This window comes from Vibrio sp. Vb0888, assembly GCF_033338835.1.
GTDB classification, from domain to species: domain Bacteria; phylum Pseudomonadota; class Gammaproteobacteria; order Enterobacterales; family Vibrionaceae; genus Vibrio; species Vibrio alginolyticus.
In genome coordinates this window covers 125,296-138,551 of record NZ_JAWOTL010000009.1, presented here as the reverse complement: position 1 = coordinate 138,551, position 13,256 = coordinate 125,296, and the positions used below count along the sequence as shown (strand labels likewise).

11 protein-coding genes are annotated in these 13,256 nt (G+C 41.9%); 7 read left to right on the top strand and 4 right to left on the bottom strand.

The window, feature by feature from the left end:
* Nucleotides 1-13: 13 nt before the first annotated feature.
* From R7P72_RS14485 to R7P72_RS14470, 4 genes are read left to right on the top strand one after another with little or no spacing between them, the layout of a single operon-like run.
* Nucleotides 14-1,201: a beta-ketoacyl-[acyl-carrier-protein] synthase family protein gene (locus R7P72_RS14485; RefSeq protein WP_053303284.1), complete on the top strand. Its 1,188-nt coding sequence runs from the start codon at nt 14-16 to the stop codon at nt 1,199-1,201.
* Nucleotides 1,194-1,658: a hotdog family protein gene (locus R7P72_RS14480; protein WP_033906901.1), complete on the top strand. Its 465-nt coding sequence runs from the start codon at nt 1,194-1,196 to the stop codon at nt 1,656-1,658. The genes R7P72_RS14485 and R7P72_RS14480 overlap by 8 nt, the downstream gene beginning before the upstream one ends.
* Nucleotides 1,655-2,380 (top strand): 3-oxoacyl-ACP reductase FabG, encoded by a 726-nt coding sequence (gene fabG, locus R7P72_RS14475; protein WP_005388326.1) that lies wholly within the window; start codon nt 1,655-1,657, stop codon nt 2,378-2,380. The genes R7P72_RS14480 and fabG overlap by 4 nt, the downstream gene beginning before the upstream one ends.
* Nucleotides 2,377-3,600: a beta-ketoacyl-ACP synthase gene (locus tag R7P72_RS14470; protein WP_017819940.1), complete on the top strand. Its 1,224-nt coding sequence runs from the start codon at nt 2,377-2,379 to the stop codon at nt 3,598-3,600. Before fabG ends, R7P72_RS14470 begins: the two co-directional genes overlap by 4 nt.
* Nucleotides 3,601-3,694: 94 nt before the next feature.
* Here the strand turns inward: R7P72_RS14470 and R7P72_RS14465 are convergent, their stop codons facing one another.
* Nucleotides 3,695-5,386, bottom strand: coding sequence for a class I SAM-dependent methyltransferase (locus tag R7P72_RS14465; protein WP_005382296.1), 1,692 nt, complete (start codon nt 5,384-5,386; stop codon nt 3,695-3,697).
* Nucleotides 5,387-5,783: 397 nt separating this feature from the next.
* Here R7P72_RS14465 and R7P72_RS14460 point away from each other — a divergent pair, with 397 nt between their 5' ends.
* Nucleotides 5,784-7,070 (top strand): tyrosine-type recombinase/integrase, encoded by a 1,287-nt coding sequence (locus tag R7P72_RS14460; RefSeq protein ID WP_206953997.1) that lies wholly within the window; start codon nt 5,784-5,786, stop codon nt 7,068-7,070.
* A 151-nt stretch (nt 7,071-7,221) separates the two neighbouring features.
* Here R7P72_RS14460 and R7P72_RS14455 read toward each other — a convergent pair whose 3' ends face one another.
* Nucleotides 7,222-8,289, bottom strand: coding sequence for a hypothetical protein (locus R7P72_RS14455; RefSeq protein ID WP_206953996.1), 1,068 nt, complete (start codon nt 8,287-8,289; stop codon nt 7,222-7,224).
* 917 nt (nt 8,290-9,206) lie between these two features.
* Between R7P72_RS14455 and hipB the strand changes: the two genes are divergently transcribed.
* On the top strand, nt 9,207-9,455 hold the full coding sequence (gene hipB, locus R7P72_RS14450) for a type II toxin-antitoxin system antitoxin HipB (RefSeq protein WP_168936895.1): 249 nt from the start codon (nt 9,207-9,209) through the stop codon (nt 9,453-9,455).
* Nucleotides 9,455-10,768 carry a type II toxin-antitoxin system HipA family toxin gene (locus tag R7P72_RS14445; protein WP_206953995.1) on the top strand — a complete coding sequence of 438 codons (1,314 nt, stop codon included), beginning with the start codon at nt 9,455-9,457 and terminating at the stop codon, nt 10,766-10,768. Before hipB ends, R7P72_RS14445 begins: the two co-directional genes overlap by 1 nt.
* Before the next feature lie 1,247 nt (nt 10,769-12,015).
* Here R7P72_RS14445 and R7P72_RS14440 read toward each other — a convergent pair.
* Together R7P72_RS14440 and R7P72_RS14435 are read right to left on the bottom strand one after the other, a co-directional pair.
* Nucleotides 12,016-12,420: a hypothetical protein gene (locus tag R7P72_RS14440; protein ID WP_206953994.1), complete on the bottom strand. Its 405-nt coding sequence runs from the start codon at nt 12,418-12,420 to the stop codon at nt 12,016-12,018.
* A 44-nt stretch (nt 12,421-12,464) separates the two neighbouring features.
* Entirely contained in the window at nt 12,465-13,094 is a 630-nt protein-coding gene (locus R7P72_RS14435) for a hypothetical protein (protein ID WP_045589061.1), read from the bottom strand.
* Between the last annotated feature and the right edge of the window lie 162 nt (nt 13,095-13,256).

Here is a 13,256-nt window from a genome sequence, read left to right as displayed (position 1 = left end):
TTAGAATAACAATATGCCTATTCGCTCTTCTCAACCTTTGTATATTCAGGCCTGTGGCTTTCACTCTGCCATGGGGCAAGATGACGCGCTCATCCACCAGTGTTTATCGGGAGCGAAGCCATCCAACATGGTGGTTGACCAAGATATTTTAAATTCAGGCCGCCAAACAGTAATCGGTCGAATCGCACAGGCGTTACCGCAATTACCACCCGCACTCAGCCAGTTTGATACAAGAAACAACCGCCTCGCACTTTCGGCTTTGCAGCAAATCGAAAGCGACGTGCGTGACGCCATGGCTAAATATGGTCGTGACCGTATCGCAGTCGTGATCGGCACCAGCACATCTGGCATTTCAGATGGCGAAATCGCATTTGGCGAAAAGCTGGCAAACGGTAATTTTCCTGCCGACTACCATTACACCAAACAAGAGCTTGGCAACTGCAGCGATTTTATTGCCGCCTACTTTGATTTGAGCGGCCCACATTACTCAGTTTCAACCGCCTGCTCTTCTAGTGGTCGTGTCTTTTTAACCGCGCAACGCCTGATTCGCTCTGGCATTGTTGATGCGGTTATTGTGGGTGGTGTAGATACCATTTGTCGCCTAACACTAAACGGCTTTAACGGTCTAGAAGCTCTATCCGATAGCCTTTGTAAGCCGTTTGATCAAGATCGCAACGGCATCAATATCGGCGAAGCCGCAGCATTAATGTTGCTAAGCAAAACACCTGCGCCCGTTGCTCTTCTCGGAGCTGGCGACAGCTCAGACGCACACCATATTTCCGCACCACATCCAGAAGGGTTAGGCGCAGAAGAAGCGATGAAAAAAGCGTTGGCCAATGCAGGACTTACAGCGCAAGACATTGGTTACATCAACGCGCATGGCACAGCAACGCCGTTAAACGATGCGATGGAAAGCAAAGCCATTCATCGCTGCTTTGGTGACTCCGTTCCCGTAAGCTCGACAAAGCCACTTACCGGACACACATTAGGCGCAGCAAGTGCAACGGAAGCCGCGATCGCTTGGCATATTCTCAAGTACAACCTTGATTTGCCAATACAACACTGCGAAACCAAAGCAGACGATATCCATATATCGTTAGTTGAGACGCCAACCAAACTGGGTAACAAAGCGATTCTCAGCAACTCTTTTGCTTTTGGTGGCAATAATATTAGTCTTATTTTTGGTTACGCTCATGACTAAATTTCCTCCCATCGAACAACTTTTGCCACACGACAAACCAATGATCTTGGTTGATCGTGCTTTGGATGTTCAACAAGATACGATTCACTGCCAGGTTGATATCGCAGAACACAACCCGTTCTTCGACTCGGCCTCTCAAACTGTGCCAGCTTACGTTGGCATTGAGTTTATGGCGCAATCTGTCGCGGCGTGGTCTGGTTACCACGCATTAATGAAAGAACAAGCGCCACCGATTGGCTTTTTACTTGGTAGCCGTCGATACACGTCTGAATGCGATACGTTTTCTCGCGGACAGGTGCTTGATGTGTATGCTGAAAAAGTTATGGAAGATAACGGTATGGCGGTTTTTTCAGCCCGTATTGAGCTACAAGGAACTGTTGTAGCGACTTGCCAATTGAACGTTTACGTTCCATCAGAAGAAAAATTACAAGAAATGAAAATCAGGAGTCAACAATGACCCGACAAGTCCTCGTTACAGGTGCCAGCAAAGGCATCGGCAAAGCCATTGCCGTTCAATTAGCCAAAGATGGTTTCCAAGTCATTGTCCATTACATGGGCGATCAACAAGGCGCGCAAGACACCCTAAACACCATCGAACAGCATGGTGGTAGCGGTCGTCTTATCCAATTCGACATCAGTGACCGTGCAGATTGTCGTGAGAAGCTAGAAGCCGATATCGCCGAACACGGCGCTTACTATGGCGTCGTAAACAACGCTGGCATAACAAAAGATACCGCTTTCCCTGCGATGACCGAAGAAGAATGGGATGGTGTGATTCATACCAACTTAGACAGCTTCTACAACGTTCTTCACCCTTGTGTTATGCCAATGGTGCAAAAGCGCAAAGGCGGCCGAATTGTTACGCTTGCATCAGTCTCTGGCCTAATGGGGAATCGTGGTCAAACTAACTACAGCGCAGCGAAAGCGGGCGTAATTGGTGCAACAAAATCACTCGCGCTTGAACTGGCAAAACGCAAAATCACCGTCAACTGCGTTGCTCCAGGGCTTATCGACACAGGCATGGTAGACGAACACGTGAAAGAACATGCGATGCCGCAAATTCCTTTGCGCCGCATGGGAGAGCCAGAAGAAGTTGCTGGTTTAGTCAGTTACCTTATGTCTGACATCGCAGGCTATGTAACTCGCCAAGTCATTTCGGTAAACGGAGGCCTAGTATGAGCCGTCGAGTTGTTGTAACCGGAATGTCAGGCGTGACTGCGTTTGGTAACGATTGGCAATCTGTCGAACCAAAACTGCGTGACTGCCAGAACGCGACGCAATACATGCCTTCTTACGAACAGTATGATGGTTTGAACACCAAGCTCGCGGCACCAATTTTAGATTTTGAACTGCCAAAGCACTACAAGCGCAAGCAAGTACGCGGCATGGGGCGTGTTTCCAAATTGGCGACCGTCGCAACAGAAAACGCACTAAGCCAAGCAGGTTTGATTGGTAACGACGTACTCACCAATGGTCAAACGGGTATCGCATACGGCTCATCAACAGGCAGTACTGACGCAATCGGCGCATTTGGTGTCATGCTGAATGAGAAAACCACTAAAGCGATCACCGCAACGACTTACGTGCAAATGATGCCGCATACCACGGCAGTGAACGTTGGTCTATTTTTCGGTTTGAAAGGCCGAGTGATCCCAACCAGCAGTGCATGTACCTCTGGCAGCCAAGCAATAGGCTACGCCTACGAAGCGATCAAGCACGGCTACCAAACGGTCATGGTTGCTGGTGGCGCTGAAGAATTGTGCCCAACGGAATCTGCTGTCTTCGATACCCTTTTTGCCACCAGTCTGAAGAATGAAGACCCGAAAAGCACACCAAGACCTTATGACTCCGATCGCGATGGTTTGGTGATTGGTGAAGGTGCGGGAACACTGGTTCTGGAAGAGTACGAACACGCCGTCGCTCGTGGCGCGAAAATCTATGCAGAAATCATCGGTTTTGCCAGCAACTGCGATGCCGCACACGTCACTCAACCACAGATGGAAACCATGCAAATCTGTATGGAAATGGCTTTGCAAAACGCGGGCATTCCTTCTGAGAAGATCGACTATGTATCTGCTCACGGCACTGCCACCGACCGCGGCGATATTGCAGAAAGCAACGCAACAGCGAATGCTCTGGGCAAAGTGCCAATCAGTTCACTCAAGAGCTACTTTGGCCACACACTAGGCGCCTGTGGCGCGATTGAAGCGTGGCTAGGTTTAGAAATGATGCACACAGGCTGGTTCAACCCAACGCTCAACCTAAAAAACCTCGACGAGCAATGTGGTGATTTAGACTACATCGCCGGACAAGGCCGAGAGCTGGACGTGAAATATTTGATGAGTAACAACTTCGCCTTTGGCGGCATCAACACCTCCATCATCTTTAAAAAGATGTAATGCCCTTAGTAAATGCAAAAGCGCTGGTTAACCAGCGCTTTTTTGTTGGTTGCCTATCAGGTTCATATATCACGCTGTAACGGCAAACAAGACATTACCATTCCGCGATACAAAGGCGACTTTTAACACCACGAATTTGTAATCCCATCGCTTCAAAGACATGCTCAAAATCTTGACAAGATGCAGGCACATTAGGTAGCGACAATGAAGCCTCGGTAAAAAACGTCCGACTCAAATTATCCGTCTCTCCCCAAGCTAACTGCCACCAATCCAAAATTCGCGGCTTGGATGCGTTTAATCGATAGCTAGCAGGAATACGATCACGCTTGTTTAGGTTTTCAACCTTAGATGTTGGTAGTAAGTTCCACTTATCATTGTTGGGCCAATAAGCAAATGGCAAACAGTGATCAACGTGATACTCATTTCGTAATTTGCTTCCACTCCATACACTGACAATGTCGCAATGGCTGAGCTTCAACTGTTCAATTCTCTTTCGCACGACTCGCGTATCATGGTCTTTATCAATCCAGACCAAACAATCATGATACGTTTGCAGTGGAATACCCCGCTCTTGATTAGACCGAAATCGTTGCATTTCCATAATCCATTGGTTGACCACCAGCGGCTCAATCCAAGAGTTATACAATCGAAAACAATCCCAAAGGCTTTCATCCAACACAAACAGCCCATAACCTTCGAGGAACTCGCTATCCACAACAATTGAACGTTTTGGCTTCTTAGCTGAACGAATCATTTCAAAGTAAGGGTTTGATTTATCACCTTGATAGGTAAAAGTGACGGGACCATCTTTTATGGTTTTTAAGCTGTCTTTTATCGCTTTATCAAGCGCCACTGCATCTTCACCAAAAAATGTCGTGCCTATAGCAAGATCATCAGGACTTAAATGGGAAAGTCTGCCCCAGCCATCGGGCTTTATAAAACCTAGCCCTTTAGACGAGTTCGAGCTTTGCTGGATGTTCTCTTTATCGATTAAACGCTTAAATTGACGAATCCAATATAAGCCAACTAATCCTAATGGGATTGCAACTTTACCTTCGCTGCGATCAACCACTGCACCAGAATGAGCGTCTGCAATACGTAGTAAAGTACGTAGTAGTGCGAGCTTATAGGTAGCCGATTTGGAATCATTGACGATAATGTGGCGAACCTTATTCAGATCACCGGAACCATCATCAGGCAAAGACATCACTACAGTTTGCCAAGATACACCCGTTCGCTTTAACTGATCGTCATCGAGAGATACGTTTCTCACCATTAAAGCGCTATTCTTTGCAAACTTTTCGAGCTCTTCAACCGATACGGGATAAGCTTTACGACCGTCAGAAAAGTCACCGTGACGAAGGCTAATCACCAATCGACCATTAGGCGCTAACAAATTTGCAAGTTTGCGAAATGCACGTTCACGGTGCGTAGGCGCAAGATGCATCCATACCGCACTGACAAGAATTAAATCGAAGCGAAAGCCAAGATTAATGGTTTTCTCAAGCTTAGGTAATGCATCTTCAAGCCAAGTAACGGAATCGCCACAGTAAGACTTACCAAGCCTTAGAAGTGCTTGAGCAGGCTCAATCGCAACAACTTCACACCCATGCTCAGCCATCCATTTCGCGTCTCGACCAGAGCCCGCGCCAACATCTAACACACGATCTCCAGCCTGGGGCCAGAAGACTCTCCAACTCGCGTGGACATCCTCAAACTGGATCGATGTGTATTGCTTCGCGAAAGAGTCGGCGTGTCGGTCATAAAAGTTAGAAGTGGCAGGCATAAAGGTTAACGAAAGGTAATTAATATGCGTCCATATTAATTGCTAGAAATTGCAATGGCTAGAATGCCATTCAAAAGTTGTAGATAGAGTGGCAATTACAGCCAAAAACCTAAAAACGACAAAGCCCCGACAACTCAAAGAGTTATCGAGGCTTTTGAATAAATGGCACGCCCTATTGGATTCGAACCAATGACCACATCCTTAGAAGTGATATGGTCACATAGTTACACTCAATTACCTAAAGTTACATTACCATGTAAAATCAACAACTTAACGATGAGCAATGAGATAACTGTATCACTTATAGTTACATTTAGCTACACTGGACTAAACAGTAACCCGACTACATAGCCGACTACAAAATATAGCTAGTAACGGTTCAGCCAAGGTGATCCATATGTTAACTGTAAATCAAATCAAAGCGCTTCCTGCCAAAAAAACCGCTTACTACAAGCCAGACAATACAGGTGAGCGAGGCACAGGCCGCTTAACGGTCCAAGTCACTCCTGCTGGCTCTAAGATCTTCAAGTTCAAATACCATAAAGAGAAGAAAGAAGTTTTCATCGCTTTGGGTAAGTTCCCTGCTCTAACTTTATCTAAAGCACGTGATCTAGCTAACGAGTACAGTGAAATGCTCTCTAAAGGATTAGATCCAAAAAATGAGCTAGAAAGGCAGTCTGAAGAGAAGAAAACAGCAGAACGTGAAAAAGATCAATTAGGCACCTTTGAGCAACTTATTGAGTTCCATAAGCAGAACAAACAAGATAATGGAAATCGTAGTCACGAAGACGAATATCAGCTCATAGTGAAAAATGTGTTCCCTCATCTCGACATACATCGAAAAGCGAAAGATTTTGAAACTGAAGATTTTTTAGACATATTAGCAATCCCCATTGAGCAGGGATTCGATGATAAAAGCAATAAAATCCGCTCCATTCTACATGCAGCGTTTAATTTTGCATTGGGATATGAAAACAATCCAAAACATCGTAAAAGAGGAACAAAGTTCGCTATCAAAAACAATCCGATATCAAATATCCCGAAGCAGCCTGAGAAAACTGGTTCTCATTACCTATCATGGGAAGAAGTTATACAGCTTTTGTATGATATGGAGTATCGTTACCAAGACCTGAACTTAGCTTATCTGACCCGACAAGCATTGAAACTCTGCTTCCATCTGTACGGGCAACGTCCATATGAAGTTTTAACAATAGCTTGGAACAAAGTTGATTTCAAAAATAGAACCGTACTGATAAGTGAAGAATTTCATAAAACAAAGAAAAATCATTTAGTTCCTCTTACTGATTCAGCCATTGAAATATTTAAGGATCTCAAAGAGAACACTAATGACACTAATAGCCAATTTGTCTTCTATAAGAAGACAAATTCAGCAGAGCATATGCCAACAAACACAATTGCCCAAGCGATCATAACTTATAAAAAAGCGACTAAAGTTCGACCATTTATCACCAGGGATATTCGTAGAACTGTTAAAACACTTGGGGGAGAAGTGGAAATCCCAAAAGAGTACCGAGACCGAATCCAAGGGCATGCAATCAATGACGTGTCTGGCAGGCACTACGATATGTATGAGTATCTTAAGGAGAAGCGTAAAGGGTTAGAGATTTGGGAAAAAGCACTAAATAAGCGTTTAGATAAGCTTAAGTGTGAAAATGGCGTATAACCTCTCGCTTAACTAGCTACTTTATATACTAGCGACAGTAACAAGCTGAAGTGATTCTTGACATGTATAGATGGGCAGCGTACATATAATACGTATCATGACGCTGCCAGCGTAATGATTATTATTTTAACCCCAAATAAAAAATATCATTTTAAATATACTTTTCGATTTTATCTACATATTCTTCATAAGAATTACGTATATCTTTATATTTCTTGAGTCTTCTCCTAGAATATAAATCGGGTTCTAGATCAGACAACTCTTTAAGTCCAACTTTTTTGTAGCATTCATTATCATGTGCAAATGAAATAAGTTTGTTTTCAAGGTCTAATGCTGTTAAAAGTAAGCCTTCCAAACCTGAAATCACTTCAAAAATCGGTGTCGGTTCGTCTTTAAACGCAAAGGATTTATACTCTTTGTTTACTTCAATAGTTTTGTATTCGAATGGGATATAACTCTCTGATAGATACTCAAGAAATTCTTCTTTCTCAATGCTTAATCCTTTGGAATTAAGCTTAAATTTTTCGACTACAGCTAACTTGTTCGCATTTTCCAACATCTTATGTGTTGATCGATCAATTAGCTCTTTTGCTTTCAGGAATACTTCTTCGATCGAAATATCATTACGTATATTCAAATTTCGAAATAGGTATAGAGAAAATTCTTCACTCTGGGAGTGCAAGATATTACGGTGTAATTCATTTTTAAAGTCACTATCAAATAGCGTTGTCGTATTTGAGAGATCGAAAGGAAGAACAAAAAATTTTGTTGAGACTTCGTTTGTTGCTATAGAAAATTCATGTATGAACAAAAATTTGATTTCTGTCTCTAAAAATTTTGCTGTGAGTCTAGCGAGAGGATAACTGAATGTTAGCTTCTTCTTATGAAAACCCTCTAGCGTTAGGTTTCGAAAACAGTCTGCATCGTTTAGAGACCGCTTAAGTAGCTCACCATTAAATAATTTGTACTGATCTGATACTCGATATTGACAAGAATTAAAATTATCTTGACTCAAAATATCTGCGACAAATTTTTCAACATTGTGTCGTCTAGGTACGGGACCGAACCGAGTCAAACACTCTGCAATGTGCTCAACAAATAAGTTAAGCTCATCTTTGTTGATATTCTCAGTTATGATTGATGATAGTTTTGAGGCAACACCTTCTTTTGATGTTGCAGTTGAAGTAGTCAATGATTTCTTGGAAGTTGATCGTGCCATTTTGTTTATCCACTTTCATTTGACACTAGCGGAAAGTTGCTTGGGTGTTATTATTGTCGCAGTAGGTATTAATATAACGTTTAGTGTCAAATCTGATTAAACAAAAAGATGATCATCAAATCATGTGTTTCTAAATATGCGTTAGCTTGCGACAAGTAGCAGAGAAGCTATCTCTTGTGAACTCTACACGATGTTGAAATGCAAAACTCAAGCTTTATTAAATTAAAAAAATATCTAAAAGTCAATTAAATTTATCACCTCAATCTTGTAGTAAATCAACTATGATCAACATATTTAGCAACTTTGAATGTCTCTGATCTGAATCTATATACCCTATTCCCTCGCATGGGAATGGTTGCCTGACTTTCATATATTGAAATTTAATTGGTTAAACAACTCTATGTCATAACCACATTCTCAATGTATGGAGTAATTGAATGATGTGATACATCCTAACTAACCAAGCTGGCACGGCTTGGAGTCTTGCTTAGGAAACTTCAGAATTGTAATTTAAAAGTGCAATGAGCGCGAAATACAACATTCTGTTCGATTTAATCAAATGTCGGGTATTGATGTCGAGTCAACCAATAATTCATTGATCCAGGAATTGCTACTAGATTAGATATGTAAAAACAGAAAAAACACTAAGTATTTGATTTTTATTTATATAAAAGAAAAACAACAGACTCAAAACCCCTAACCAATTTTCATGAGCCTGTTTGGGATCTTGTTTAGGACTCAAAGGTGAGATATATCCTCTAGAAGGGATAACTCATTACCTACCCCCTATAAGGGATAATTATGTTATTATCCTCTGTAAGGTATAATAACACTAAAAATCTATAGCAAATTTTGAGTATAGATCGGATAGGTTATGCAGATCTCACTAGATAAGCAGACTACTAGAGGTAGTACAAATGATATATAGCCCAAAACAACTCGCAGACAGAATGCTCCTCATAAGGCAAAAAAATCGCTGGAGTCAAAGTGAGCTAGCAAAAAAAGTAGGTTTAAAACAATCGACTATTTCTAACTTTGAAAATAATCCCAGTGGAACAACACTTTCAACCTTTTTCAAACTGCTTCAATCGATGGAGCTGACAATAAGTGTATATGAAAGAAATCATGAGCCAGAGAGCAATACTAATAGTGATGAGGATTGGTGATGCAAGAATTAGTCGCATATATGAACGGAGAGCTTGTTGGTAGATTACACAAACAAACAAATGGAGCACATTCTTTCAAGTATGACCCTAGCTGGATTGATAGTGATAAAGTCCGCCCTTTATCACTATCATTAAAACTACAACTAAATTCTATAAAGTCAGACGCTGTCATCAACTACTTTGATAACCTTTTGCCTGACGACCCAAAAGTTAGAGACAGAATTGTAGCAAGATACAAGGCAGCATCTAAACAGCCATTTGATCTTCTCAAAGAAGTAGGCAGAGACAGTGTTGGAGCAATCTCATTATTGCTTCCAGATCAACCTTACAAAAAAGAGCCTCTTAGCTATGAAATACTAGACGAGAACAAACTTGAAAATGTGCTTCTCGCCTACAAGTCGGACATCCCACTAGGAATGCTCGAAGAGGAAGATGATTTTAGAATTTCTGTAGCAGGCGCCCAAGAAAAAACAGCTCTACTTCGTTTCAACGAACAATGGTGTATACCAAAAGGCAATACACCAACAACACACATTATAAAGTTACCCATCGGTGAGATACAGCAAGCTCAAGCAACATTGGATTTAACAGATAGTGTTGAAAATGAATTCTTATGTATTGAGTTAGCTCGGGAGCTTGGTTTTGAAGTACCTAACGTTGAAATTATCCAAACAAGTGAAGTTAAAGCATTAGCAGTAGAGCGCTTTGATAGACGTTGGAACCGTGATAAAACAAAACTATTGCGCTTGCCACAGGAAGATATTTGCCAGGTAAAAGGGATGCCCTCATCTATCAAATATGAATCTCAAGGTGGACCTGGAATTGCAGAAATAATGGCTCTATTAATGGGGTCTAACAATGCAATCGAAGATCAATATAACTTTATGAAATTCCAAGTTTTTCAATGGGCTATTGGCGCAACAGATGGACATGCTAAAAACTTTTCTATCTTTATAGAAAAGGGAGGAAACTACAGACTCACTCCTTTCTACGACATTTTATCTGCATACCCAGTGCTAGGTGGAAGAGGCCTAAACATTCGGAAGTTAAAGCTTGCTATGGGGTTAAAAGCGACCAAGGGTAAAAAGTATGAGATAAGTAAAGTCTATCCTCGTCACTTTATTGACACAGCTAAGCATGTAGGTTTTGACCAAGAAAAAATGCAATCGATTCTTGATGAAATGCAAATTGAAATGCCTAAAGCTATTGAACGCTTAAAATCCCGATTGCCTAAAGAGTTCCCGACTCGAATCGCTGACTCTATCTTCAACAACTCACTTAACATGGTTGCTAAACTAAAACTAGGTAGCTAACACTAAACAAGGCTTGCCTAGAGAATCATAAAATACTTATGGCCTCGTAAGATCCTATCCATGTTCTCACTCGGTATAAGCTACCGTGATATCCGTGGCCACGTAGAAGGTATGTATTGCATTCATGCCTCACTTTCGGGCTCTTATATCCTTGTAGCGCTTGGGTTTTCCTAAATGTAATTAATCTAAATTTTGTTAAGTATCTAAACCTACCAAACTCGCTGTAAGCTCATCATAAACCCCGCATTCTAATCGTCTAGCCCGAATAATAAGATCAAACCTCTAACCCAAAGGAGATTTGAAATGGCTAAACGACGCACTAACCAAGAGTGGCGAACCCTGTTCGAACAATATGAATCTAGGTGTAGGTCACTTACTGGAATGAACTTCATGTGTGCCTCGCAATAAACCTTACTGATTACAGCGATTGATAATACACAATAATCATTGGTTGTCGTTTAACTGTTGCCAAAACTATTAAGCCCGATTGTAAAACAGCTTATTTCATACATTATCTCTACCCCAAAACTTGCTAGGACTCGACTGTACCTAGAGGGGAAAGCTAACTGAAACCTGACTGTGTTGTGATTATCAACGATAAATGAAGCTGTTCTTTGCATCCTCTTAAATCGTTCAGTAACAAGCGTCATCTACTCGACATCAACGTACCAGATTGACTTCGCCTAGCACGAAGCTCCCCCTTTACGTACGACAACTAGGAAGAAATTCTTCTCAGTTGCTTTTCAACTCACTAGTTTTCCTTAGTAATTGCTCCCCCCACTCACCGCTTTGCCCCGAGGTAAGATGCCACCCTTTCCCATAGCTCTGCCTGGTTTACATATTCACACTTCTGTTCGAGACTTCGGGCTATTCTATCTCTAGCTAGGTTACCCAAGTTGACTATGCCTACTACCAGATTTCTGTTCGTCAAAGCTATGTTTTGCCATTTGCTTCCTTCAGGTTCCACCTCACGATGGACACCCTTGCATAGGCTAACGTTTCCTGCTCGACAAGGCACGTAGAGGACTTTCACCTCCTAGGTTGACACCATGCTCGGCGCACTAGAAAACTACAGAGCAAAGCTCTGTAGTCTAGATAACTCTGCGCCAATAGAATAAATAGATGGGTGTAACTGTTAAAATCAAACTGAGCTGGTGGGAAATAAGCGCTCAAGGGCTTCTAGTAAGATCAATACCAATTTAAATCGTCGGAAGAACAGTGGCTATGATAAAGAGGTATACATCACATCAAAGCGTATCGTAGCGGCTTTCTTTCACAGAAACGCACCCACTGATTTCTAACGTATCGATATTTTGGTTTAGCGTTTCAATAAGTAGAAACAAGACTTGTTCGAACTTTTCGCTGGGTAGTTTATTGCGAAATAGCTCAGTGGTGGTAACATCACTAAACTGCTTTTTGAATAAAAAAATTCGTCGGCGGAGGTGTTTGTTTAAGTGTAGGGCTTCTGGGGTTAATCCGAGCTGGTCTACCGTGCTTATCTGCTGATTTAGCTTGAGCAAATCCAACTGAAACTCCAGTAATGTAACTTGTTCTTCTAGTTTCAGGGAATTCTGTTTTTGCCTTTCAAGTAAGTCATAGAGATGGTTTACCTGTGATGTAAGACGTGGTCTGTGTAACGTGGTCAAGTTCATTCCGTCAACCTTAAAGCCCCAAAAATGGGGCGTTGTTAACAACATTAGCGGATTAGAGGTGCGAATCGATTGAGTCCTTTTTTTGCAAGATAGAAATCAACGTATTGCCAGAAGGTAAATGTATCAAGAGGCAACTGATCATCGTCTTCAATACCGAGCACCGATGCATCTCCCGTAGCCTCAAACTCATCGATTTGCTCATCAGAAGCCTTGTGATAGCAGTTCTGAGCCAGTTCATTAATAATGTCTGTTTCGCTATAACCATTAAATTTGGCTACTTCATTTGCCGTAACATCCATTCCGCAAGTTAGACCTAGAGGATGAGGTTCTGGGTTCGAGAGGAGAGCATCCAATAGAGATTGATCTACAAACGTTCCAGCATCATGCCAGAGGTGGATGTCCCTGATAGTAAAAATCAGCCAGTAGCATGAGTTTATTGCTACTTCCCAACCAAGTAAGTTAAGCTCTCGCACGATTTGTTTTCTATCTTGATCAGATAATGGCATTCCTAAAATCTGTTGCACGACGGTCTCCTGCAATTTAAATTTAGGGTCAACCTGTTCTCTTGCTGCGTCCTTATAATCAGGCGAATTACAATAGGTAACTAGAACAAGCTTGGCTACTTGTTTCATCGTCAGCGAATCTTGAGGTGTGTATCTTCGATTAATCGCCATGAGAATTCCTCTTATTGGTTTTGCTGGTTTTGCTGGTTTTGCTGATATCAAAACACCTCATCCAATATCTAGGGAGATGTTTAATAACTCATCGGGGGATAATTTGGGGCAGTTATACCAATAGCCCCAAAAATAGTCTCACCATTTTGACGACAATTCAGG

Coding starts and splice junctions, on each gene's coding strand:
- R7P72_RS14485 (WP_053303284.1), top strand. CDS start 14: ATGCCTATTCGCTCTTCTCAACCTTTGTATATTCAGGCCTGTGGCTTT.
- R7P72_RS14480 (WP_033906901.1), top strand. CDS start 1,194: ATGACTAAATTTCCTCCCATCGAACAACTTTTGCCACACGACAAACCA.
- fabG (WP_005388326.1), top strand. CDS start 1,655: ATGACCCGACAAGTCCTCGTTACAGGTGCCAGCAAAGGCATCGGCAAA.
- R7P72_RS14470 (WP_017819940.1), top strand. CDS start 2,377: ATGAGCCGTCGAGTTGTTGTAACCGGAATGTCAGGCGTGACTGCGTTT.
- R7P72_RS14465 (WP_005382296.1), bottom strand. CDS start 5,386: ATGCCTGCCACTTCTAACTTTTATGACCGACACGCCGACTCTTTCGCG.
- R7P72_RS14460 (WP_206953997.1), top strand. CDS start 5,784: ATGTTAACTGTAAATCAAATCAAAGCGCTTCCTGCCAAAAAAACCGCT.
- R7P72_RS14455 (WP_206953996.1), bottom strand. CDS start 8,289: ATGGCACGATCAACTTCCAAGAAATCATTGACTACTTCAACTGCAACA.
- hipB (WP_168936895.1), top strand. CDS start 9,207: ATGATATATAGCCCAAAACAACTCGCAGACAGAATGCTCCTCATAAGG.
- R7P72_RS14445 (WP_206953995.1), top strand. CDS start 9,455: ATGCAAGAATTAGTCGCATATATGAACGGAGAGCTTGTTGGTAGATTA.
- R7P72_RS14440 (WP_206953994.1), bottom strand. CDS start 12,420: ATGAACTTGACCACGTTACACAGACCACGTCTTACATCACAGGTAAAC.
- R7P72_RS14435 (WP_045589061.1), bottom strand. CDS start 13,094: ATGGCGATTAATCGAAGATACACACCTCAAGATTCGCTGACGATGAAA.